The sequence below is a fragment of the Pseudomonas nitroreducens TX1 genome (assembly GCF_000313755.1).
GTDB lineage: Bacteria > Pseudomonadota > Gammaproteobacteria > Pseudomonadales > Pseudomonadaceae > Pseudomonas > Pseudomonas nitroreducens_A.
Genome location: NZ_AMZB01000101.1, coordinates 24,921 through 48,374 on the forward strand (window position 1 = coordinate 24,921; position 23,454 = coordinate 48,374).

At 64.7% G+C, this 23,454-nt stretch carries 23 protein-coding genes; 18 read left to right on the plus strand and 5 right to left on the minus strand.

Annotated elements, in window-relative coordinates:
• The first annotated feature begins 77 nt into the window (after nucleotides 1-77).
• The 9 genes from C167_RS0110365 to C167_RS0110405 all read left to right on the plus strand — a co-directional run bounded on the left by C167_RS0110365 (nucleotide 78) and on the right by C167_RS0110405 (nucleotide 10,408).
• Nucleotides 78-911, plus strand: coding sequence for an urease accessory protein UreD (locus tag C167_RS0110365; protein ID WP_017518206.1), 834 nt, complete (start codon nucleotides 78-80; stop codon nucleotides 909-911).
• Between the two features lies 1 nt (nucleotide 912).
• On the plus strand, nucleotides 913-1,215 hold the full coding sequence (locus C167_RS0110370; RefSeq protein ID WP_017518207.1) for an urease subunit gamma: 303 nt from the start codon (nucleotides 913-915) through the stop codon (nucleotides 1,213-1,215).
• A gap of 82 nt (nucleotides 1,216-1,297) precedes the next feature.
• Nucleotides 1,298-1,804: a GNAT family N-acetyltransferase gene (locus tag C167_RS0110375; RefSeq protein WP_017518208.1), complete on the plus strand. Its 507-nt coding sequence runs from the start codon at nucleotides 1,298-1,300 to the stop codon at nucleotides 1,802-1,804.
• Complete coding sequence (locus C167_RS0110380; RefSeq protein ID WP_015479075.1) at nucleotides 1,801-2,106, plus strand: urease subunit beta; 306 nt, start codon at nucleotides 1,801-1,803, stop codon at nucleotides 2,104-2,106. The genes C167_RS0110375 and C167_RS0110380 overlap by 4 nt, the downstream gene beginning before the upstream one ends.
• 166 nt (nucleotides 2,107-2,272) lie before the next feature.
• Nucleotides 2,273-3,973: an urease subunit alpha gene (gene ureC / locus C167_RS0110385; protein ID WP_017518209.1), complete on the plus strand. Its 1,701-nt coding sequence runs from the start codon at nucleotides 2,273-2,275 to the stop codon at nucleotides 3,971-3,973.
• 144 nt (nucleotides 3,974-4,117) lie between these two features.
• Complete coding sequence (locus C167_RS0110390) at nucleotides 4,118-4,444, plus strand: hypothetical protein (RefSeq protein ID WP_017518210.1); 327 nt, start codon at nucleotides 4,118-4,120, stop codon at nucleotides 4,442-4,444.
• Between the two features lie 345 nt (nucleotides 4,445-4,789).
• Nucleotides 4,790-7,468, plus strand: a complete 2,679-nt coding sequence (locus tag C167_RS32400) for an autotransporter outer membrane beta-barrel domain-containing protein (RefSeq protein WP_017518211.1) — start codon at nucleotides 4,790-4,792, stop codon at nucleotides 7,466-7,468.
• Nucleotides 7,469-7,646: 178 nt separating this feature from the next.
• On the plus strand, nucleotides 7,647-8,252 hold the full coding sequence (locus C167_RS0110400; protein WP_017518212.1) for a biliverdin-producing heme oxygenase: 606 nt from the start codon (nucleotides 7,647-7,649) through the stop codon (nucleotides 8,250-8,252).
• The gene (locus C167_RS0110405) at nucleotides 8,249-10,408 is read left to right on the plus strand and encodes a GAF domain-containing protein (RefSeq protein WP_017518213.1); all 2,160 of its coding nucleotides are present in this window, start codon (nucleotides 8,249-8,251) and stop codon (nucleotides 10,406-10,408) included. Before C167_RS0110400 ends, C167_RS0110405 begins: the two co-directional genes overlap by 4 nt.
• An 88-nt stretch (nucleotides 10,409-10,496) precedes the next feature.
• On the opposite strand, the gene C167_RS0110410 is transcribed toward C167_RS0110405, so the two are convergent.
• A complete protein-coding gene (locus C167_RS0110410; protein ID WP_017518214.1) occupies nucleotides 10,497-10,763 on the minus strand; it encodes a DksA/TraR family C4-type zinc finger protein in 267 nt (88 codons plus the stop codon).
• A 180-nt stretch (nucleotides 10,764-10,943) separates the two neighbouring features.
• On the opposite strand from C167_RS0110410, the gene C167_RS0110415 reads away from it, so the two are divergent.
• Complete coding sequence (locus tag C167_RS0110415; protein WP_017518215.1) at nucleotides 10,944-11,600, plus strand: hypothetical protein; 657 nt, start codon at nucleotides 10,944-10,946, stop codon at nucleotides 11,598-11,600.
• Between the two features lie 25 nt (nucleotides 11,601-11,625).
• Here the strand turns inward: C167_RS0110415 and C167_RS0110420 are convergent, their stop codons facing one another.
• Entirely contained in the window at nucleotides 11,626-12,489 is an 864-nt protein-coding gene (locus C167_RS0110420) for an isocitrate lyase/PEP mutase family protein (RefSeq protein WP_017518216.1), read from the minus strand.
• 208 nt (nucleotides 12,490-12,697) lie between these two features.
• Between C167_RS0110420 and C167_RS0110425 the strand changes: the two genes are divergently transcribed.
• The 4 genes from C167_RS0110425 to C167_RS0110440 all read left to right on the plus strand — a co-directional run bounded on the left by C167_RS0110425 (nucleotide 12,698) and on the right by C167_RS0110440 (nucleotide 15,305).
• Nucleotides 12,698-13,963 (plus strand): Hsp70 family protein, encoded by a 1,266-nt coding sequence (locus C167_RS0110425; RefSeq protein WP_017518217.1) that lies wholly within the window; start codon nucleotides 12,698-12,700, stop codon nucleotides 13,961-13,963.
• 71 nt (nucleotides 13,964-14,034) lie between these two features.
• The gene (locus C167_RS32405; protein ID WP_017518218.1) at nucleotides 14,035-14,253 is read left to right on the plus strand and encodes a hypothetical protein; all 219 of its coding nucleotides are present in this window, start codon (nucleotides 14,035-14,037) and stop codon (nucleotides 14,251-14,253) included.
• A gap of 96 nt (nucleotides 14,254-14,349) precedes the next feature.
• Nucleotides 14,350-14,694: an osmotically-inducible lipoprotein OsmE gene (osmE, locus tag C167_RS0110435; protein WP_017518219.1), complete on the plus strand. Its 345-nt coding sequence runs from the start codon at nucleotides 14,350-14,352 to the stop codon at nucleotides 14,692-14,694.
• 155 nt (nucleotides 14,695-14,849) lie between these two features.
• Nucleotides 14,850-15,305 carry a GyrI-like domain-containing protein gene (locus tag C167_RS0110440; protein WP_017518220.1) on the plus strand — a complete coding sequence of 152 codons (456 nt, stop codon included), beginning with the start codon at nucleotides 14,850-14,852 and terminating at the stop codon, nucleotides 15,303-15,305.
• 145 nt (nucleotides 15,306-15,450) lie between these two features.
• Here C167_RS0110440 and C167_RS0110445 read toward each other — a convergent pair whose 3' ends face one another.
• Nucleotides 15,451-17,556, minus strand: coding sequence for an AsmA family protein (locus C167_RS0110445; RefSeq protein WP_017518221.1), 2,106 nt, complete (start codon nucleotides 17,554-17,556; stop codon nucleotides 15,451-15,453).
• 298 nt (nucleotides 17,557-17,854) lie between these two features.
• Between C167_RS0110445 and C167_RS0110450 the strand changes: the two genes are divergently transcribed.
• From C167_RS0110450 to C167_RS0110460, 3 genes are all read left to right on the plus strand, one after another.
• Nucleotides 17,855-18,388, plus strand: a complete 534-nt coding sequence (locus C167_RS0110450; protein WP_017518222.1) for a ferritin-like domain-containing protein — start codon at nucleotides 17,855-17,857, stop codon at nucleotides 18,386-18,388.
• 453 nt (nucleotides 18,389-18,841) lie between these two features.
• Nucleotides 18,842-19,609 (plus strand): hypothetical protein, encoded by a 768-nt coding sequence (locus C167_RS0110455; RefSeq protein WP_017518223.1) that lies wholly within the window; start codon nucleotides 18,842-18,844, stop codon nucleotides 19,607-19,609.
• A gap of 331 nt (nucleotides 19,610-19,940) precedes the next feature.
• Entirely contained in the window at nucleotides 19,941-20,435 is a 495-nt protein-coding gene (locus tag C167_RS0110460; protein WP_017518224.1) for a hypothetical protein, read from the plus strand.
• Between the two features lie 81 nt (nucleotides 20,436-20,516).
• On the opposite strand, the gene C167_RS0110465 is transcribed toward C167_RS0110460, so the two are convergent.
• The gene (locus tag C167_RS0110465) at nucleotides 20,517-21,827 is read right to left on the minus strand and encodes an MFS transporter (protein WP_017518225.1); all 1,311 of its coding nucleotides are present in this window, start codon (nucleotides 21,825-21,827) and stop codon (nucleotides 20,517-20,519) included.
• Between the two features lie 314 nt (nucleotides 21,828-22,141).
• Here C167_RS0110465 and C167_RS0110470 point away from each other — a divergent pair, with 314 nt between their 5' ends.
• On the plus strand, nucleotides 22,142-22,357 hold the full coding sequence (locus C167_RS0110470; RefSeq protein WP_017518226.1) for a hypothetical protein: 216 nt from the start codon (nucleotides 22,142-22,144) through the stop codon (nucleotides 22,355-22,357).
• Between the two features lie 6 nt (nucleotides 22,358-22,363).
• On the opposite strand, the gene C167_RS0110475 is transcribed toward C167_RS0110470, so the two are convergent.
• Nucleotides 22,364-23,440 carry a fatty acid desaturase family protein gene (locus C167_RS0110475; protein ID WP_017518227.1) on the minus strand — a complete coding sequence of 359 codons (1,077 nt, stop codon included), beginning with the start codon at nucleotides 23,438-23,440 and terminating at the stop codon, nucleotides 22,364-22,366.
• Between the last annotated feature and the right edge of the window lie 14 nt (nucleotides 23,441-23,454).

Genomic DNA, 23,454 nt, shown 5'->3' on the forward strand with positions numbered 1-23,454 from the left:
AGGCGCCACGCACTATCCTGGCGCATCCCGGCACGCTGATTGCTCTGGCCTGAGCATCCTTCGTTTCGAAGCTGCCCATGAACGCACCGGCCACCCTCTTCCACCCTGCCTGGCACGCCGAGCTGGAGCTTGCCTACGCTCGCTTCGGCGATTGCACGCGGCCGGTCACCCGACGCCACCTCGGGCCGCTGCGGGTGCAAAAGCACCTTTACGCGGAAGGGCCGCAGGTCTGCCAGCACATCGTCGTGCACCCGCCTGGTGGTATCGCTGGCGGCGATACCCTGAGCCTCGACATCCGCGCCGGCAACGGCAGCTGGGCGCAGCTCACCAGCCCCGGCGCCGCCAAGTGGTACCGCGCCAACTGCGTGGCGAAGCAACAGCTGGACATCCGCGTCGGCCCCGGCGCCACGCTGGAATGGCTGCCGCAGGAAACCATCATCTACTCCGGCGCGCAGGCCGAACTGACGACTCGTATCGATCTCGAAGCCGACGCCCGATTGTTCTACTGGGACGTGGTCGCCCTCGGCCGCCCAGCCAGCGGCGAGCGTTTCGACAACGGCCACTTCGCCGCCGCCCTGGATATCCGCCGCGACGGCCAGCGCTTGTGGCACGAGCGCCAGCGCGTGGAGGGCAACGACCGCCTGCTCGATTCGCCCATCGGCCTCGCCGGCCATCCGGTGATGGCGACGCTGATCGCCAGCGGGCAGATCGACGCGTCGCTGCTCGAAACCTGCCGCGCGCTGCCCTGCCAGGGCCGCGGCAACCTCACCCAATTGCCCGGCCTGGTAGTCGCCCGCTGCCTCGCCGTCGAGGCGCTGCACGCCCGCGCCTGGCTTATCGAACTCTGGCGCCGGCTGCGGCCCGCGCTGCTCGGCCGCGAGGCCGTCCCGCCACGAATCTGGAGCACCTGAGATGGACCTGACGCCCCGCGAAAAAGACAAACTGCTGATTTTCACCGCCGGCCTGGTCGCCGAGCGTCGCCTCGCCCGCGGGGTGAAACTCAACTACCCGGAGGCCGTGGCGCTGATTTCCGCCGCGCTGCTCGAAGGCGCGCGGGATGGCCAGACGGTGGCCGACCTGATGCACTACGGCACCACGCTGCTGAGCCGTGAACAGGTGATGGAAGGCGTGCCGGAAATGATCCCGGAGATCCAGGTGGAAGCCACCTTCCCGGATGGCACCAAGTTGGTCACCGTGCACCAGCCCATCGCTTGATCGCGCGCCCTCCAAGCGGGGTGCAGCGACAATGGCGGATGAAGCGTTCCGCTTCATTCGCCCTACGTATAGAGGAACCACCATGCTCATCCGCGACGCCAGCCAAGCCGACCTCGGCAGTCTGCGCGACATCTACAACGACGCCGTGCTCAACACCACCGCGATCTGGAACGAGGCCGCCATCGACCTGGAGAACCGCCGACAGTGGCTTGCTCTACGTGAGCAGCAGGGGTTGCCGGTGCTGGTGGCCGAGGATGGCGGCGAAGTGGTGGGCTACGCCAGCTACGGCCCTTGGCGCGCCTTCGATGGCTTCCGCGAGACCGTCGAGCACTCGGTCTATGTGCGCGCTGACCAGCGCGGCAAGGGCCTGGGTCCGCTGCTGATGCAGGCGCTGATCGAGCGCGCCCACGCCCAAGGGCTGCACGTGATGGTCGCGGCCATCGAGAGCGGCAACGCGGCGTCGATCCGCCTGCACGAGCGCCTGGGCTTCTCCATCACCGGGCAGATGCCCCAGGTGGGCCAGAAGTTCGGCCGCTGGCTGGACCTGACCTTCATGCAATTGAACCTCGACTCACGGAGCGCCCCATGATTCCTGGCGAATACGACATCCAGAGCGGCGAGATCGAACTCAACGCCGGCCGCCGCACGCTCGGCCTGACGGTCGCCAACAGCGGCGACCGGCCGATCCAGGTCGGCTCGCACTACCACTTCTTCGAGACCAACGACGCGCTGCTGTTCGACCGCGACGCGGCACGCGGCATGCGCCTGAATATCCCGGCCGGCACCGCCGTGCGCTTCGAGCCGGGGCAGAGCCGTGAGGTGGAGCTGGTGGAGCTGGCGGGCGAGCGCAAGGTGTATGGATTTGCCGGGCGGGTGATGGGGGCGTTGTGACTTCCATGCCAATAAGAGCCCCTCTCCCCCGCCCTCTCCCTGAAGGGAGAGGGAGAAAGCAGGCCGCCACGGCGGAACCACACTGTGCTCCGATCAGCGCCCTCTCCCTTCAGGGAGAGGGTTGGGGAGAGGGCAAACCAGCGCAGGGAATGACCAAGGAGCCCCGATGAAAATCAGCAGACAAGCCTACGCCGACATGTTCGGCCCCACCGTCGGCGACCGCGTGCGTCTGGCCGACACCAACCTGTGGGTCGAGGTGGAGCAGGACTTCACCGTCTACGGCGAGGAAGTGAAGTTCGGCGGTGGCAAGGTCATCCGCGATGGCATGGGCCAGGGCCAGTTGTGTGCCGCCGACGTGGTCGACACGGTGATCACCAACGCGCTGATCATCGACCATTGGGGCATCGTGAAAGCCGATGTCGGTTTGAAGCACGGCCGCATCGCCGCCATCGGCAAGGCCGGCAACCCGGACATCCAGCCCGGCGTGACCATCGCCCTGGGTGCCAGCATCGAAGTGATCGCCGGCGAAGGCATGATCCTCACCGCCGGCGGCATCGACACGCACATCCACTTCATCTGCCCGCAACAGATCGAAGAGGCGCTGATGAGCGGAGTCACCACCATGATCGGCGGCGGCACCGGGCCGGCCACCGGCACCAACGCCACCACCTGCACCTCGGGGCCCTGGCACATGGCGCGCATGCTCCAGGCTGCCGACGCCTTCCCGATGAACATCGGCTTCACCGGCAAGGGCAACGCCAGCCTGCCGCTGCCGCTGGAGGAACAGGTACGTGCCGGCGCCATCGGCCTGAAGCTGCACGAAGACTGGGGCACCACCCCGGCGGCGATCGACAACTGCCTGTCCGTGGCCGACCGCCTCGACGTGCAGGTGGCGATCCACACCGATACCCTCAACGAATCCGGTTTCGTCGAAACCACCCTGGCCGCCTTCAAGGGCCGCACCATCCACACCTACCACACCGAAGGCGCCGGCGGCGGCCATGCGCCAGACATCATCAAGGCCTGCGGCTTCGCCAACGTGCTGCCCAGCTCGACCAACCCGACCCGGCCCTTCACCCGAAACACCATCGACGAGCACCTGGACATGCTCATGGTCTGCCACCACCTGGACCCGAGCATCGCCGAGGACGTGGCCTTCGCCGAGTCGCGCATTCGCCGCGAGACCATCGCCGCCGAGGACATCCTCCACGACCTCGGCGCCTTCAGCATGATCAGCTCCGACAGCCAGGCCATGGGCCGTGTCGGCGAGGTGATCACGCGCACCTGGCAGACCGCCGACAAGATGAAACAACAGCGCGGCGCGCTGGAGGGCGACGGCGCGCGCAACGACAACTTCCGCGCCAAGCGCTACATCGCCAAGTACACCATCAACCCGGCCATCACCCACGGCGTCGCCCACGAAGTGGGCAGCATCGAGGTGGGCAAGCTGGCCGACCTGGTGCTCTGGCGCCCGGCCTTCTTCGGGGTGAAGCCAAGTCTGATCCTCAAGGGCGGCGCGATTGCCGCAAGCCTGATGGGCGACGCCAACGCCTCGATCCCGACGCCGCAGCCGGTGCACTACCGGCCGATGTTCGCCAGCTACGCCGGCAGCCGCCACGCTACCTGCCTGACCTTCATCAGCCAGGCCGCGTTCGACCTCGGCGTGCATCACGAACTGGGCCTGCGCAAGACCATCGGCGTGGTGAAGGGCTGCCGCACGGTGCAGAAGACCGACCTGATTCACAACGCCTACCTGCCGCACATCGAGGTCGATGCGCAGAACTACCAGGTGCGCGCCGATGGGCAGTTGCTGTGGTGCGAACCGGCGGACGTGCTGCCGATGGCGCAGCGGTACTTCCTCTTCTGAGAGAAGCTGCTGTAAGGACAGACTATTCCGAAGACCGATTCCGAAGATTGCGACACATTGCCGGCTTCCGCTATGGCGCAATGATGGCTACCCTTCGCCCCCCCTGGGAAAGAGTCCCAGGGGTTTCAATCTCAGGAGAGTCATGTGAAGTTCACCCGTATCGCCGCCACCCTGCTGGCCACCGCCGTCCTTGCCGGCTGCACCGGCACCCCGATGAAGACCCAGACCTACAGCCCCGACCAGTACACCGTGGTCGGCCACAGCGAAGGCAAGGCCACTGGCATCCTGCTGTTCGGCTTCATCCCGATCCAGCAGAACGACCGCTTCGTCCGCGCGCAGAACGCCGCGGTCAAGACCAAGGGCGGTGATGCGCTGATCAACACCCAGGTGCAGGAAAACTGGTTCTGGGCCTGGGTCCTGACCGGCTACACCACCACCGTTTCCGGTGAAGTGATCAAGCTGAACAAGTAAGGCTCTGCCTGCTTTCCGGACCGGTGTGCAATGCCCGGTCCGGCTTCTGCCATTGCCATAAATCAAACTTTTCCCCATCCCCCGCCCCGCTGCCCACCGATTGAGATTCGTCTTATTCGGCTACCTGAACGCGCGCTGAACAATGTGCCCACTGATACGGCAAAGCCTTACGCGGCGGCCGATCCGGCGTGGCGCGACAGTTCGCGGCCATGCCTCCCCAACGCAACTTCCAGTGAAAGCAGGACCCGATCCGGAGTACTCCGATCCCCCGCCAGGACAGGCTCACACAGGCGCTGGAAATCCGCCCCGCATCGCCACTCGGCGACGGGTGCAAGGAGGTTTGCAATGCGCTTTACCAAGACCCTTCTGGCCACGCACATCGCGCTGGCCATCGCCCTGGCGGGGCAAGTGGGCACAGCCAGTGCCACCTGCACCACCAGCGGTGACGGCAAGACATACACCTGCGACGAGACCCTGTGGTGGGGGCTCGATAGCGCTGTGGAGAGCGTCCACGTCGATACCGGCAACGCACGCGGCAGCATGGGCCCCATGGCAGGCTTCGCCATGTACGGCAACGGCTCGAACTGGAACCTGAAGGAAGCGACGCTGATGACCGGCACCGTCTCGGGCCTGCTCAGCGGTTACAAGGCCGATGCCATCCAGGCCAACATCGGCACGAACAACATTTCCATCGACAAGCTGACCATCGTCACCAAGGGCTCCTCGGCCGACGGCATCAACGTCACCGAGAACGCCTACAACTCCACGGTGACCATCGGCGACAACGCCAGCATCACGACTTCCGGCATGGGCGTGCGCGCCAATACCTCGAAGAATGGCGGCACCAACCGCATCCTGCTAGGTAAAGGCGCGGTGATCACTACCACCGGCAGCGGCAGCAATGGCAGCGATGGCAACGGCTACGCAGTCTATGCCGGCAACCGGGACAGCGAAGCACTGTTGTACAAGGGTGATGCCGAAGTGCGCATCGACGATGGCAGCACCATCAGCACGACGGGTTCTTCCGCCCACGCCGTGTTCGCCAACCGTGGCGGCGAGATCCACCTGGGCAGCACCGACATCACCACCGGCAGAAACAACGCCTACGGCATCTATGCGCAGACCCTGGAGGACTTCAATGGCATGCGCGGCGGCAAGGTGCATCTGTATGGCGACACCAAGGTCACCGTGATCGACGGTACCCGCGCCATGTCGGCCAATGGCGCGGACTCCAGCATCGTCTCGGAGAATGCTGCGATCTACGTGCTGGACAGCAGCGCCGCAGAAGATCTCGCCAACCGCAAGGGCATCGCCCTGTACGCCGAGAACCAGGGCAAGCTGGACCTGAAGATGGCTGCCGGCTCCTACCTCAACGGCACCACCAGCACCGCCACCGACGGGGTGATCGACCTCGCCATGGACGGGGCCTCCAGCCAGTGGTTCATGACCGGCAACTCCAACCTGACCAACCTCACGCTCACCGATGGCGCCCAACTGGTCTATGACCGCCACGACGAACACGGCGCCTACACCTACAAGACGCTGACCGTTGATGGCGACTTCACCGGCGGCGGTCACCTGGTGATGAATACCTACCTGGGCGACGACACGTCCGAGACCGACAAGCTCGCCATCAGCGGCAGCACTTCGGGCGATACGCGCGTCACCGTCAACAACACCGACGGCCCCGGTGCCGAAACCCTGGAAGGCATCCAGATGATCACCGTGGGCGGCACCTCCGCTGGCGAGTTCAAGTCCGACCGGGTCACCGAAGGCGGCTACGAGTATGTGCTGCGTCGCGGCGGCAGCTTCGTTGGCTCCACCGGCTCGAACAGCGACTGGTACCTGACCTCGTACAAACCGACCGATCCCGATCCGGAGGACCCACCACCGGTCGATCCGCCACCGGTTGACCCGCCACCGGTCGATCCGCCGCCGGTTGACCCGCCGCCGGTCGATCCGCCACCGGTCGATCCGACTCCGGAAGAGCCGGGGCCCGTCGATCCGGGCCCGACCGACCCGGTGCCGGAAAAGCCCACGCCCAGCGACAAGGACCGCGTGCGTCAGCCCGAAGGTGGCAGCTACACCGCCAACATCGCGGCGGCCAACACCATGTTCCTGCATCGCCTGCATGACCGGACCGGCAACCTGACCTACGTCGACCCGGATACCGGCAAGGAAGTTACCTCGATGCTGTGGATGCGCAACGTCGACGGCTCGACCCGCTGGGAAGACAGCACCGGGCAGCTGAAGACCGAGTCCAACCGCTATGTGCTGCAACTGGGCAGCGACGTGTACCGCAAGGAAACCGACAACGGTGACTGGGTATTCGGCGTGATGGCCGGCTACGCCAACGGCAACTCCACCACCAAGTCGCGCATCACCGGCTACCGCTCGCGCGGCGAAATCGATGGCTACAGCCTGGGCGTGTATGGCACCTGGTACGAAAACAAGGAGGACGAAAACGGCGCCTATGTCGACAGCTGGGTTCTCTACAACGAGTTCGACGCCGACGTGAAGGGCGATCAACTGGCCAAGGAAAGCTACGACCTCAAGGGCATCACCGCCTCCATCGAGGCCGGCAAGACCTTCGAAGTGGCCAAGACCGAGAGCGCCAGCTACTACGTGCAGCCGCAGGCGCAAGTGGTCTACATGGGCGTGAAGGCTGACAGCCACCGCGAGGCCAACGGCACCAAGGTCACCGGCAAGGGCGACGGCAACGTCATGACCCGCCTGGGCGCCCGCGCCGCCGTGCGCAGCAACCAGGCCGGCGGCTTCGCCAACACCTACGGCGTGGAACCCTACGTGGAAACCAACTGGATCCACAACTCCAAGGACTTCGGCGCGAAGATGGGCAGCAGCAAGTTCGAGATGGACGGCGCCAGCGACATCTTCGAAGTGAAGCTCGGCGCCACCAGCAAGGTGAACAGCCGGGTCAACGTCTGGGGTGAAGTGGGCCACCAGTTCGGCGACAACGGCTACCGGGACCAGGCAGTGACCGTAGGGTTCAAGGTCAACTTCTGATCCTGTCGTGACTCCGGGCCGCCGCACGCAACGTGCGGCGGTCTTTTTTTTGCTCACTCCGTTGCTTCAAGCACGAAAACCCTGACTACTCAGTCAATTTTCTTCTGTCAGCCCGGTCGTACCCCTCTGCTGCTATGCTCTGCTGCTCGAGGAAAAAGGTGGACCTGCGATGACGGCGATGACTCCCCAGACGAACGACCGCCCGGGCATCTCGCCCGCGCTGGCCGCGTTGCGCGCCGCCACCCATGCGCTGCATGCCGATCTCGATAGCCGCTCGCCGCTCACCACGACGCTGACCCACGCCGAGTACCTCGACCACGCCGCCCGAGTGCTGGGCTGGATGCGGCCGCTGGAGCGGGCCCTGTGGCCGCTCTGGCCGGACAACGAAGACGCACGCCTGCGTCGTGGCAAGAGCCACTGGCTGGAGGCCGACCTGCTGGCCGGATCGAAGGCCGTCCAAGCCCTGCCCGAGTGCCCCGCCGCGCCAGTTCCGAACAGCCTCGCCGAAGCCTTCGGCATCGCCTACGTCGCCGAAGGCGCCACCCTGGGCGGACGCGTGCTCTATAAGCGCCTCAAGGTCACCCTCGCCCCGCTGCCGCTGCGCTGGCTGCAAGGTTACGGCGAGCACACCGGCGAACGCTGGGGCACCTTCCAGCGCCTGCTGGCCGAGCGCGTCACCACGCCCGAGGACATCGCCCTCGCCCAGAATGCCGCAGTGCGCGCCTTCAGCTCGTTCCGCGACTGGGTGCTGCTCGCCGCGCCAAGCCACGCGGAGCACCCATGAGCGAGCCGCCGGTCACCCTCGCCAACTGCGAGGACGAGCCTATCCACCTGCCGGGCGCTATCCAGCCGCACGGCGCACTGATCGCTCTCGACGACCAGGGCAACGTGCTCGGCAGCAGCGATAACCTGGGCACCCTGCTCGGCATCTGTGCCACGCTGGGCGAGCCCCTGGCGGAGTCGGACGTCGGCCCCGGCGTGCTGTCGATGCTCGCCGAAGGCATGCGCGAGGAAGGCCCCTGGGTGAACAGCGTGGAAGCACGGATCAACCGGCGCTTCTTCGACGTGATCGGCCACAGCCATGAAGGCGTGCGCTACCTGGAATTCGAGCGGCGCGCAGCCGGCACCGCCTCCTTCACCAGCTTCGCCCTCAATGCCCAGCGCCTGGTCAGCCAGCTGCAGTTGCGCAATGACGTCGAAAGCCTGCTGGTCAGCGTCACCGAGGAAGTGCGGCGGATGACCGGTTACGACCGTGTCATGGCCTACCGTTTCAACGAGGACGACTCCGGCGAGGTGGTCGCCGAATCCCGCCGCGAGGACCTGGAAAGTTACCTCGGCCAGCGCTACCCCGCGTCGGACATTCCGGCCCAGGCGCGCCGCCTCTACCTGCAGAACCCGGTGCGACTGATCGGTGACGTGGCCTACCAGCCGGTGGCGGTGCGGCCGACACTCAACCCGCAGAGCCGCCAGCCGTTCGATCTGAGTTACAGCACGCTGCGCAGCGTTTCGCCGATCCATTGCGAATACCTCGCCAACATGGGGGTGCGCGCGTCGATGAGCATTTCCATCGTGGTCGGTGGACGCCTGTGGGGGTTGTTCTCCTGCCACCACATGAGCCCGAAGCTGGTGCCGTATCCGATCCGCATGTCCTTCCAGGTGTTCTCCCAGGTGTGCAGCGCCCTGGTCGAACGACTGGAGCAGAGTCGCATCAGCGAACTGCTGCGCCAGGCCTCGGAGCGCCAGCAGGCGCTGCTGCGCCGCACCCGCGACGCCGACGATCTGCTCAGCGCCCTGACCCGTCCCGGCGCGAGCGTCGCCGACCTGCTGCCCTGCGACGGCGCGGTGGTGATGCTGGGCGGGCGCGCCAGCAGCATCGGCGGCGACTTCGAGGATCTGGCCGTATCGATCATTTCGCAGCTGCAGCACGAGGAGGAGCTCGACCTGTTCCACAGCGACCGCCGCCTGGAGTTGAGCGACGACCGCAACGACCCGCGCTACTGCGGCGTCATGGCCATCCGTTTTCACCGCCAGGAAGCGGGCTGGATCGTCTGGTTGCGCATGGAGCAGGTGCACCGCATCCGCTGGGGCGGCAAGCCGGAGAAGATCGTCAGCACCGGCCCGTCCGGCCCGCGCCTGACGCCGCGTGGCTCGTTCGAGGCCTGGGAGGAAGTGGTGCGCGGCCGCTCCATGCCGTGGACCGGCATCGACGTCTCCATCGCCGAGAAGCTGCGCACCGAACTGGTCGAGTTGTGCCTGAACCGCGCCGGCGAGATCGACCGCATGCGCCAGCGCCTGATCGCCGTGCTCGGCCACGACCTGCGCAACCCGCTGCAATCGATTTCCATGGCTGCAGCCATGCTTTCCTCCAGCGATGTACGCAACGCCGAGTTGCGCCAGCACATCACCTACTCCAGCAGCCGGATGGAGCGGCTGATCAGCCAGATCCTGGAGATGAGCCGCTTGCAGAGCGGCGCGGGAATGACGGTGAAACCGGTGGGCGCCGATCTCTCGCGTCTGGTGCACGACATCGTTCAGGAAACCGACGTGGCCTATCCGGGCCTGGCCATCGAGACGGCCATCGAGACAGGCGTGCAGGCGCATGTCGACCCGGACCGCTACCTGCAGGTGGTCGCCAACCTGCTGAGCAATGCGCGGCACCATGGCCGCCCCGGCCGACCGGTGCTGGTGGAACTGTGCCGCCAGGGCGAACTGGTCCGCCTGAGCGTGCTCAACGAGGCAGAGCCCCTGGATGACGCGCGCCTGGCCAACCTCTTCGTCCCGTTCAAGCAGGAAGCCGGCGGCCACAGCCGCAACAAGAGCGGGCTGGGCATAGGCCTCTACGTTTCCCAGGCCATCGTCCAGGCCCATGGCGGTCGGATCGAAGTCGAACAGGCCGACGGCATCATCACCTTCAGCGTGCTGGTGCCGCTCAACCCCTGACTCCGTCTTTTCGTAGGCGTGGACTTGCTCCTACAGTTCTTCACGAAGAACGGCGCCTTTGGGCGCCGTTTCAATGTCACAGCCAATGTCAACGCAGCTGGCTGTCCTTGCTGCCGCGACGGTTGTAACCGGCGTAGTTCGCCTGCTCCTTGTCATGTTCGGTCTGGCACTTCACGCACAGGCGCACGCCGGGGATGGCCTTGCGCCGTGCCTCGGGGATCGGTGCATCGCACTCCTCGCAATGGGTCAGGCTTTCGCCCTTGGGCAACTGGTTGCGCGCCCGCGCGATGGCATCCTCGATGGTGCTGTCGATCTGCTCCTGAACCGCTCCGTCGTTCGCCCAACCACTGGCCATGACGACCTCCCATACCTCGCTCAGTATGCGTACAGATATGACGGTTGAGATCGTGCTTTGCAAGGGCAACGTCAGGCAGGAAAGCGGAACTTCGCGTGCGATATATCGGATTTATCTGACATTCATTCCGGAGGCGGACCTCGAAAATGTCGGCACTTTCGATAACTCAAGGACCATATCATGCGCCGCCTCTCCGCGCTGCTGAGCTGCCTGCTGCTTTCAACCACCGCCGCAACCGCGCTGGCGGGCGAGCCGGAAAGGCTCACCACCGATCCGTTGATGCAGGACATCGAACGCTATCTGCTGCTGTACAGCGCCACCGGCGATGAACGGTTCCTGACGCGCCTCGACAATCTGGGCACGACCTTTGCCGACAAGCTCGCCGCCCAGCGCAACGCCACCGCCCTCAAGGACATCTGGGCGCTCTATCAGCAGACGCTCGCCAAGGTACGGGATGCGTACAACAAGAAAGGGGGCGACCTGCCCACCGCCGTCCGGCAAACCCGCGAGGTGGCCCAATTGTTCGACAGCTTCCTGGAAGCCGGTGCAGACACCTCTTCCAAGCTGCACATCGACCTGCGCGAGCTGGCACTACTGGAAGCGCGCAAGGCCAACGGCAAGCTGTTGGGCGAGTCGGCCGATGAAGAGTCGCAGCGGATCCTGGCATTGCAGCAAGACATCCAGTCCCAGCTCGAGGCCATGCCAGCCGGCAACGAGCGAGACGCGCTGCTGATGCGCTGGACCTATCTGCGCAAAGCCGAAGGCCCCTCGGGCACCCTGCTCTACCCGTTCAACGCGCAGATCGAATACCTCACGCGCTATCTCCCCCAGAGCTGATGTTCCGGGGAACTGCGGCGCGACCTTACTCTTTCACTTCCATGTATTCGCGGGCCCAGATCTGGTACTCCTCGGGCAGCGTGTACTTCTTCGCCAGCTCCGAAGCGGTCAGGTCGGAGGCATGCACGCCGCGCTGCTCGCGCAGGCAGTCATAGGTGGCCTTGATCGCGGCAAAGTAAGCGGCGTGACCGTCGACCACGATGCGCACGCCCAGCTCGGCCAGGCGCGCGTCATCGCGCAGCTCGGGGTTGCCGTAGGACACCAGCATCAGCGGCACGGACAGGTGGCGGGAGATGGCCTCCAGGTGGTCGAAGTCGCGGATGCCGACCATGCAGATGCCATCGGCGCCAGCGGCCTGGTAGGCCAGGGTGCGGCGGATCACGTCGTCCACCTCCAGCACTTCGGCATTGGTGCGGGCAATGATCGCCATTTCCGAATCGATGCGCGCTTCCAGCGCCGCGCGGATCTTGCCGACGCCCTCCTCGACCGGGATCAGGTCAGTGGACTTACGGCCGAACTGCGCGGGCAGCAGGGTATCCTCGATGGTCAGCGCGGCCACGCCGGCGCGTTCCAGCTCGACGATGGTGCGCATGGTGTTCAGCGCGTTGCCGTAGCCGTGGTCGGCATCGGCAATCACCGGCAGTCGGGCGACGCGACCGATGCGGGTGGCTTGCTCGGTGAATTCGCTCAGGGTGATCAGCGCGAAATCAGGCGCCGCCAGAACTTGTAGTGAAGCTACAGAACCGCCCAGGATACCTACTTCGAAACCCAGGTCGCCGGCGATGCGTGCCGACATGGGGTCGAACACCGAAGCGGTGTGATAGCAGGCTGAAGAATTCAGTAAGGCGCGGAAATCCTTGCGCAATTCGTGGAAGGAGGCTCTGTGCATGGTGGGATCCAACGGCTGGTACGGGGTGGGAGAACGGAAATCAGATAGTGGAAAACTCTTGTAGGAAAACTACAGGAACACAATGTAGCAAAACTACAAGCTACTCCCCAAGCCCTCTTTGCCACCATAGTCTTCCGACGGATACCCTGAATTTCGGCAGACACTCGCGTACACTGCGCGGCCGTTTTTTCTCCGGACACTCCGCATCATGTTCCCGACCACTGCGGCCCGCGCCCTGGGCATCGACTTCGGCACCTCCAACTCCACCGTCGGCTGGTGGCGTCCGGACAGCGAACCGCTGATCGCCCTGGAAGACGATAAGATCACCCTGCCCTCGGTGATCTTCTTCAATGTCGAGGAGCGCCGTCCGGTATACGGCCGCATGGCCCTGCACGAATACCTGGAAGGCTACGAAGGCCGCCTGATGCGCTCGCTGAAAAGCCTGCTGGGCTCCTCGCTGTTGAAAAGCGAGACCACCGTGCTGGGCAGCGCCATGCCGTTCAAGGATCTGCTCGGGCTGTTCATCGGCGAACTGAAGAAGCGCGCCGAAACGGTCGCCGGGCGCGAGTTCGAGTCCGTCGTGCTGGGTCGTCCGGTGTTCTTCGTCGACGACGATCCCAAGGCCGACCAGGAAGCCCAGGACACCCTGGTGGCCGTGGCGCAGAAGCTCGGCTTCAAGGATGTCTCCTTCCAGTACGAACCGCTTGCCGCGGCCTTCGACTACGAGCGCAGCATTGCACGTGAAGAACTGGTGCTGATCGTCGACATCGGTGGTGGTACCTCGGACTTCTCACTCGTGCGCCTGTCGCCGGAGCGCCGCGAAGTGGCCGACCGCCAGGGCGACATCCTCGCCACCGGCGGCGTGCACATCGGCGGTACCGACTTCGACAAGCAGCTGAGCATCCAGGGCGTGATGCCGCTGTTCGGCTACGGCAGCAAGATGAAGAGCGACGCCTTCATGCCGACCAGCTACCACCTCAACCTTGCCACCTGGCACACCATCAACGCGGTGTACGCGCAGAAGTCCCAGCTGGCGCTGCAGAACATGCGCTACGACATCGTCGACGCCACCGGCATCGACCGCCTGTTCAAGCTCATCGAGCAGCGCGCCGGCCACTGGCTGGCGATGCAGGTGGAAGCCAGCAAGATCGAGCTGTCCGACACCGAGCGCCGCGACATCGACCTGGCGCGCATCGAAGCCGGCCTGGTAGCCGAGCTGAGCCGCGAACTGTTCGAAAGTGCCATCGGCCCGCTGCTGGAGCGCGTGCGCGGCAGCATCAGCGAGCTGCTGAGCGCGGCTGACGTAGACCCGGCGCGGGTCGACACTGTGTTCTTCACCGGCGGCTCCTCCGGCGTGCCGGCGCTGCGCCAGAGCGTGGCGGCGATGCTGCCCAACGCCCGCCACATCGACGGCGACCGCTTTGGCGGCATCGGCAATGGCCTGGCCATCGAGGCGATGAAGCGCTACGGCTGAGCAGCGGCTCACTGACGCAACGGCCGCCATGCGCTAGTGTGGCGGTATACCCCTCGCGCTCGGAGCCCGCCATGCGCCCCCTCCAACTGACCAGCCTGCTGCTCCTGTCCGCCGCGTTGTCCGCCTGCGGCCTGGGCGAGACCGCCGCCACCGCGGCCACCACCGCCAACCTGCAGGCCCAGCAGGCGCAACAGGCCCAGCAGCAGATGCAGCAGCTCAAGCAGCAGGTCGATGCGGCCAATGTGCAGAACCAGCAGCGGCTGGAGGACGCACTCAAAGCCAGCGAGTAAAGGCGGCCGCGATCACAGCACGCAGATTTCTTGAACGTCCGCGCGCTCAGGTGGCTCAAACTTGAGCGAGTGAGTTGCTCAACCAAGGAGAACACCATGTACAAGCGATCACTGCTGGCGCTGTTGGTACTGGCCTCGGTGGCGGGCTGCGCTTCCACCAAGGTGCAGAACCCGGTCAACTACATCACCTTCCGCGACCAGCCGCTGGTGCGCAACGTCGAGAAGGGGATGAGCCAGGAAGAAGTCCTGAAGATCGGCGGCACGCCGTCCTCCACGCAGAAACGCCTGATGAAGCCGGGCAGCTGCAACAGCTACATTCTCAGCAAGGACGGGCAGCAACAGCCTTTCTACGTGAGTTTCGACGGCAGTGGCCGGGTGGATGGGTCGGGCTTCATGACCTGTTCCGAACTCGACCGCCACGAGCGCGATGCCCAGCCGTGACGGTGCTCCCGGTGTGACCACAAGGCCCTCGCCCATCGGCGGGGGCCTTTTCATTCGGCAACCTTTCCTGTCACAGCGCCACGATCACGGACGCCGGGATGTTCCCACCACTCGGTGGCCATCTATCATCCCAGCAGCGACCTCAGGAGCCGACCATGAAATACCGCATCATCGAATTGCCCGCCTTCGAAGTGGTGGGCATGGACTACCGTGGCAGTACGCAGGACGACAGTATCGGCCAGCTGTGGCAACGCTTTCTGCCACGCGAGCAGGAAGTCGCGGCCAGCGCGACGGACAAGACCGCCTATGGCGTCTGCACTCAACTGCCGGGCGGCGAGTTCCACTATATCGCCGGCCTGCCGGTGGCGCCCGGCGCCGACATTCCCGAGGGCATGGTGAGCTTCCAGGTACCGGCGCAGAAGTACGCGGTGTTCACCCACATTGGCCCGGTCACCGCCATCGCCGACAGTTTCCAGGCCATCTATTCCAGCCTGCTGTCGCGCCACGGCCTGGAGCCGAAGAAAGGCGTGGACCTTGAGCGTTACACCGAGCGCTTCCTCGGCCCGCAGGACCCGGCGTCGGAGACCGATCTCTACATCCCGATTTACTGAACCACCAATCGGAGCGCGTAACATCTAGGGCGTTATACGCTTCATAGCGACCGATCCGGCTTTTCGTAGGAACGAGCTTGCTCGCGAACACCTTCGCTGCAAGGCGGTTCGCGAGCAAGTTCGCTCCTACAGTTCCCCATCGCCCTCACTTGCGCTTCGCCGGTGCCGGCGCCTTCGACGGCTGCTTCATCTGCTGCAGCAGCGCGGCACACTGGTTGTCGTCCTGCTTGCTCGGCGCGATCAGCGCCAGCAGCGCCGCCGCCGGGGCGACCGCCACGCCCAGGGCGACCATCCCCGCGCCACGCGCCGCCAGCGGCACCACATGCACGCCTGCCCTGGGACTCTTGAAAGTGCCTTGCACATAGAGCGGTGAGCGCAGCGAGAAGATGCGCACGCCCTTGCTCTGCGGGGTGATGTCCAGGTCGAGTTGTTCGCTGGCAAAGTTCGCCGTGCCGTCCACCGTGATAAACGCGTTCTCGGTGTCGAAGGCGAACAGCCGCGGCTTGGCCAGGCCATTGGTAATATCCACGTCCGCAGCGGCGCAGTTGATCTTCACCTCGTCGTCGCCGAACAGCTTGTTCACCACGTAGTTGCCCACGTTGAGCCCGGCGATTTCCATCAGGCTGCGGCTGATTCGGCCATCGTTGATCAGCAGCTTCATCTCGCCGTTGGCGCCCGCCAGGATGGTCGCCACCGAGTTGCCGGTGCCGGTGAGGGCCGCGTCGCCGTTCAGTTCGCCGAAGCTGGACTGCATCGGCGCAAAGCTGGGAAACAGCTCCTTGAGCTTGAAGCTGCGCGCCTGCAACTGGACCCTGCTCTGCAGCGGCGTCTTGCCGCCGTCCAGGCGGATGTGCGAATCCAGCGTGCCGCCGGCCACGCCGAAGCGCAGCGGCTCCAGGGTCAGCAGACCGTCATTGAGCACCAGATGGGTATAGAGGTCGCTGATCGGCAGCTTGTCGCTGTGCACGATGCGCTTGCCGGTGAACTCCACGTCGGCGTCCATGGCGCGCCAACGGTCGGTGCGGAACTCTTCCACCGGCAGCACTTTGTCCGCCGGCTGGCGGGTGCTCTGGCCACGCGCCTGTTTCTCCTTGTTGGAATCGGCGCCGATCAGCGGGCCGAGGTCGGCCATGCGCAACTGCTCGGAACGCAGCTTTCCGGAGAGCTTGGGCCGCGGCTGGCGATTGACGAACAGCAGGTCGCCATGCAGGTCGCTGTCACCGACCTTGCCGTTGAAGTTCTCGTAGTGGAATTGCGCACCGGCGGGATCGTGCAGCTCCGCCTTCAAGCGGCCATCGGTCGCGTAGGCCGGGGTATCGGGCAGGGTCACGCCGGTGAGCGGAAAGAGATTGGCCATGCTGGTCCCGGCCAGCTTCAGGCGCAGGTCCAGGGCACCGAGGTTCAGCGGGTCGACCAGCGTGCCGACGATGCTCGCACGCGTGCTGCCGGCAGACACATCGGCCTGCACCGGGAAGGGCCGGGCCGCATCCTGCAGGGCGAGCATGCCACCGACCTTGCCGGAGCCACTGAGCGGGAGTCCCTTGTACTGGCCCTTGAGCTTCCAGCCGAACACGTAGTCCTGGGTGCCGGCCCTCTCGCCGCCGGCCAGCGCCTTGCCCGCCAGCTGGCCGAAGGGTACCGGCTTGCCAAGCGGATCAACCACCAGCTCCAGGCGGGTCTTCAGGGTCTGGTCATCGAGGGTGACGCTGCCCTTGTCGAAGCCGATCTCGCCGATGTCCAGCGTCCACGAGGACTTCTCGGGCAGGGCGTCGGGGTCCTCTTCTTTCTTCGGCAACTCGAAGGTCCAGGTCGCCCGCCCATCCGCGAGCCGCAGGAGATCGGCGCTGGGTCGGGTGAGGACGATCTGCGGAATGCGCACGGTCTGCCACAGCAGCGGCAACGGGGCGAGCCGGAACTCCACCTTCTCCAGGCTGGCGAACAGGTTCTTGCCCGAAAGCGCCGAGTGCGTCTTGCCGGCCGCCCAGTCGGGGTTGCCCAGGGTGATATCGGCGGCGCTGAAATGCGGCCACGGCACATAGGCACGCCAGCCGCCTTCTGCGGGTTCCGTGCGCCAGAAAACCTGCAGGTCGCCGTTGATGGCGAAGGTGCGGCCCAACTCAGTGGACACTTTCTCATTGATGGTCGGCTTCAGCCGGTTCCAGTCGAAGGTGGCGATGAAGACCACCAGTGCAGCGATCACCGCGAGGATACCGAGGAAGACCCAAAGGCAGATTCTTTTCCCGCGCGTCATATCCGAAAACTCCCTGCTTGCCGCGTCGGTGGAAGCAGCGGAGCCCCCGCGCCGCTGCCGATAATCGTCGGCCGCCTGAGCATGCCGGGCCGGCATTCTCCCTTGGCCTGTGGTCTTGGACCAGCATAGCCAGCCGATGGCTCCCGTTAACTGCAAGACAATCGCAGCACGGCAAACAGCCAGGCAAAAAAACCAAACTTTCCGGCGCCACCAGGACTCACATCCCTTGTGACCCGATTCGCGCCGCGCGCCAACGCAGCGCCGGCCCGTCACAAGGCCCGCCGTAAGGAGACAACTGATGAACCAGGCACAACTGAGCGACGTCCAGACCCTGCGCGAACGAGCGCGCCGCAACATAGAAGAAGGCGCCGTGACCGAGGGCTACCAGGCCGACCGGCAGACCGTACTGCGGCTGCTCAACGAGGCGCTGGCCACCGAACTGGTCTGCTACCTGCGCTACAAGCGCCACTACTTCATGGCCACCGGCCTGAAGGCGAGCGTGGCCGCCGCCGAATTTCTCGAACACGCCGGCCAGGAACTGCAGCACGCCGACCAGCTGGCCGAGCGCATCATGCAGCTGGGCGGTGAGCCGGACTTCAACCCAAACGGGCTGACCCAGCGCTCCCATGCCGAATACGTGGCCGGCGCCAACCTGCGCGAAATGGTCACTGAGAACCTGGTCGCCGAGCGCATCGCCATCGACAGCTACCGCGAGATCATCGTCTACCTGGGCGATGCCGATCCGACGACGCGCCGGCTGTTCGAGGAGATCCTCGCCCAGGAAGAAGAGCACGCCGACGACATGGCGGACATCCTGCAAGACCTGAAGTAACCCTCTCCTGACCTCATCGAAGCCCGGCTCCGGCCGGGCTTCGTGCTGTTGGCGCCGGCGCCGGAGGCCACCGTGGGAGCGGAAACAACCGCGATGCTTTCCTCCGGCGGCGGGCCTGTCCCGGACGGAGCCCCCTCCTACGAATCCCTGGGACATCCGTGCACCCCATCAGACTCCTGGGCCTGGTGGCCGCCAACCCTTATCCCAGAGCCTTTCCTCGCCAGCGCCTCACAAAGTATCTATAAATACGATACTAACAATCACAGCGATATCGCCCATCGAAGGCATTGATACAAGTCATTATTAAAAAATAAATACCTGATTTATAAGTATTTTTATAACAATCATCGGCATCGATAGCGACTATCTTCCGGCATCGTTTTCCAATCGATAATCCAGAACAGATACTGAGCCCGTGTCCAACGAACTCCCCACTCTTTCTGGAGCCGCATCATGAAACGCACCCTCGTACTTGGCTTTGCCCTCTCCGTACTTGCTGCCAATGCCGCTTTCGCCGGCTCCCAGCAGGACTCCCCTGTAATCAATGCCAGCCAGACCCAGGTTCTGGTTCAGGAAGGCGCCGAACGCAGCCTGGGTCAACAGCAGAAACTGCTGGACGCGGCCAAGGCCCGTATCGCCGAAAACGGTTCCAGCCAGTCGGTCGATCGCCTGATCCAGAAAATGAACGTGGCCGAGAATGGCTCCAGCCAGACCGTCGAACGCCTCCACAAGCAACTGGGCGTGGCTGAAAACGGTTCGAGCCAAACCATCGACCGGCTGCACAGCGAGATGAGCGTTGCAGAAAACGGTTCGAGCCAGTCGGTTGACCGCCTGCATCAGGCAATGAGCGTCGCCGAGAATGGCTCCAGCCAGACCGTCGACCGCCTGCACAAGCAACTGGGCGTAGCTGAAAACGGCTCGAGCCAAACCATCGACCGGCTGCACAGCGAGATGAGCGTTGCAGAAAACGGTTCGAGCCAGTCGGTTGACCGCCTGCATCAGGCAATGAGCGTCGCCGAGAATGGCTCCAGCCAGACCGTCGACCGCCTGCACAAGCAACTGGGCGTAGCTGAAAACGGCTCGAGCAAAACCATCGACCGTCTGCACAGCGACATGAGCGTTGCCGAAAACGGTTCCGAGCACACCGTCGACCAACTGCACAGCAACATGGTGGCCGAATCCGGTGGCGATACCGTCTTCGATGCCCACCTGAAGGCATGAAGCTCCAGGCAGTACACCGCAAGGTGAGAGAAAAGCCCGGTCCCGCCGGGCTTTCTTATCGCTCGAAACCCGCGCAACCCCGCCATCGATATCAGGCCAGCCGCGATTTGTAACGGCATCTTGCCTGAAAGCTGCTCAAGCATGCTTGAAAACGCCGCCCTAGAGCGGTTTTCGTCGTTCCATCATTGACGGCGATAGTTGAAATTAGCCGGCTAAATAATCGACAACACTGATGCTCTGTATTACCCAGCATCGTTTTTAAATCGATTTATCCGAAGGGAAAATAACCCTGTAGCCAAAACATTCCGCCCCCCTTTCGGAGCCACACCCCATGAAAACCAAGATCGCCCTCAGCCTTGCACTGACTTCCCTGATGACCGCCAGCGCCGTCTTCGCCGCCCCGGCCATCCTCAACAACGGCCCGCGCAGCACCGAGCAGCTCCAGCAACAGAGCGCCGAAGCCCGCGTTGCCGCCAACGGCGCCGAGCGCACCATCGATCGCCTGCACAAGCAGATGGGTGAAGGTCGCGTCGCCGATAACGGTTCCGAACGCACCATCGACCGCCTGCACAAGCAAATGGACGAGGCCCGCGTCGCCGACAACGGTTCCGAACGCACCATTGACCGCCTGCACAAGCAAATGGACGAGGCCCGCGTCGCCGACAACGGCTCCGAGCGCACCATCGACCGCCTGCACAAGCAGATGGATGACGTCCGCGTAGCCGAGAACGGCTCCGAGCACACCATCGACAAGCTGCACGGCAACATGGTCGCCGAGTCCGGTGGTGACACCGTGTTCGACGCCCACCTCAAGCGTGTTTCCTGATCGGCACGAAATACGCCGAACAGGCGAAAGAAAAGCCCGGCATCTGCCGGGCTTTCTCATTTCTGCGCTGGCGCAATCCGATCAGTGTTTCGTCTCGCCTGCATCCGGCTCGCCATCGGAGCGGCCGATGCTCGCTGGCGCCTCCACCACCAGCTCCTCCGGCACCTCCTCGACACGCGGGTCCAGCGCAGCCGCCATCGGGCTGACGGTGTCGGGCATGGCCACGTGATGCAGCGGCGCCTCGTCGACACGGTGCACACCGGTCACGCGCTTGGGCTGCACCCAGAAGATCAGGATCAACGCATAGGCCGACACCAGCATGTAGAACATGCCCGGCCCGAAGTGGCGCATCATCGCGCCGGCAAACAGCGGGCCGATACAGGCGCCGACGCCGTAAGTGGTCAGCAGCATGGCCGATAGCGCCACCCGCCGGGACTGCTCGACGTGGTCGTTGCCCAAGGCCACGGCCAGCGGATAGAGGGTGAACAACAGCATGCCGGTGACGAAACCGTTCACCAGCAGCAAGGTGTACGGCAACTCGATCAGCCCCCACATCGGCACTGCGGCCAGGCACAGCAGCAGGGCGTTGACGCGGATCAGCCAGCTGCGGTTGACGCGGTCGGACAACCAGCCCAACGGCCACTGAGCGCAGAAGCCGGCGACAATGCACATGCCGACGAAGAAGCTCGACTGCGCGGTGTCCAGGCCGTTGCGCGCTGCATACACCGGCGCCAGGCCATAGAAGGCGCCGACCATCAGGCCGGCGACGAAGATGGTGCCCAGCGACTGCGGCACGCGCTTCCAGAAGAAGCCGATCTCCAGCGGCGCCGCCACCAGCTTGGCCGGGTGCACGCGACGGGTCAGCGCCAGCGGGATCAGGCAGGAGGAGAAGCAGATCGCGACCAGCAGCAGCGGCTTGTAATCCAGCGCCGGGCTCAGCGCCAGCAGGCCCTGGCCGACCACCAGGCCGGCGTCCACCGCCACCATGTAACCGGCGAACACCTTGCCGCGCTGGTGCCCTTCGGCCTGCTCGTTGAGCCAGCTCTCGATCACCATGTACTGGTTCATCATCACCGCGCCCATGACAAAGCGCAGGACGATCCACACCTCCAGTTGCGAGACCAGCGCGTGGATCAGCACGATCACCGTCGCCATGCCGGCACAGGCGACGTAGGAGCGGATGTGGCCGAAGCCGGCGATCAGCTTGTGGCCGAACTTGCCGCCACAGACCAGGCCGAAGTAGTAAGCCGCCATCAGGCCGCCGACCCAGAGGTCGCTGACGCCTTCCTGGGTCAGGCGCAGGCCCATGTAGGTGGTGAACAGGCCGGAGCCGGCGAGCATCAGCAGCGTGGCGGTATAGAGTGCAGGGAACGTGACGAGCGGGCTGAACATGGCAGGTCCGGCAGCAGAAAGGAACGAAGGGTGTGGCGGCAGAAACCGGCCGTCCGGACATCGGACAGCGCCGGCGAGGCAAAGATCACATGCCTGCACCGCCAAGCATTATGGTCGGCAGCCGGCCCGCCGGCTATCGGCCGCGCGCCCGCCGGGACCCGGTCGGGAGATGGCGATCCGCATCCTGCTGCGGGCAATGGGCGGGCGGGTTGCCACCGGTGCGACATCATGACCGTCCATCCGAAAGCAACTTGTTGAAATTTATTGGAAATACTCAGGTCGTAGGGTGCGTGCAGTTTTCAGGAGAACACCACGTGAACCACGCAACCCGTAGCCTGCGAAAGACCCTTGACGCCGTCGCTGCCAACAATGAAGCCACGGCCCTTGAAGTCATGCGGGCGGTCGAACAGGTCCAGGATGACCTGCTCCGACAGAAGCTGCTCAAGGCCGTCCATCATCTCAACCTGGACGCCGCCGAACTGCGCGCCCTGCGTGAAGAGATCGCCTCACCGCTGACCCGTCGCGCCTGATTCGCCTCAGGCGATGGCCGGCTGTGTCGGCCGGCGGTGAACCCAGATGCGCTTGAGCACCGTGGCGAACTGCGCCGACAGCCGGCCGCTGTTATAGGTCTGGCCATAGCGCGCGGCAATCGCCTGCACCGCCTTCGACAGCTGCGCATAACGGCGCGCCGGCAGGTCCGGATAGAGGTGATGCTCGATCTGGTGGCTGAGGTTGCCGGTAAGGATATGGAACAGCGGCCCGCCCTTCAGGTTGCTCGACCCGCGCAACTGGCGCAGGTACCAGTGGCCGCGCGTCTCGCCCTGCAGCACCTCGGGCGGGAACACCGCCGCCTTTTCGGTGAAGTGGCCGCAGAAGATCACGGTGAAGGTCCACAGGTTGCGCAAGAGGTTGGCGATCACATTGCCCAGCAGCACCGCGCCGAAAGCGCCGGTGAACAGCCCGAGCAGCGGGAAAACCCCGTAATCCTTCACCCACTGGCGGCCGACCTTGGCGTTGAACTGGCGCAGCAGCGGGCGCAATTCCTCCTTGCTCATCCGCCCTTTAACATACTTGTCCAGGCGCAGGTGCTGCACCGCCACGGCGTACTGGAACAGCAGCGCCTGCAACGTCACCCACAGCGGCTGCCAGCGATAGAACGGCTTCCATTTCTGCTCGGGGAACAGCCGCACCACGCCATAACCCACGTCGTCGTCCATGCCCAGCACATTGGTGTAGGTGTGATGCACATGGTTGTGCGTGTGCCGCCAGAAATCCGCGGGGCCGACGATGTCCCACTCGTACTGCCGCCCGGAGAATTCCGGGTCGTTCATCCAGTCGTACTGGCCATGCATGACGTTATGGCCCAGTTCCATGTTCTCCAGGATCTTGCCCAGCCCGAGCAGGAAGGTGCCCAGCAGCCAGGTGGGCGGGAACCAGCCGGCCATCAGCAGCGCGCGGCCACTCCAGCAGCAGAAGCGCACCGCCGCGCGGATGCGGCGGATGTAGCGGGCGTCGCTCTCGCCCAGATCATGCAGGGTGCGCTGGCGCAGGGCGTCCAGTTCGGCACCGAAGGCTGCCAGCTCGGCAGCGCTGAGGTCGCGGTCTTCACGCATGGCGGTGGCTTCCA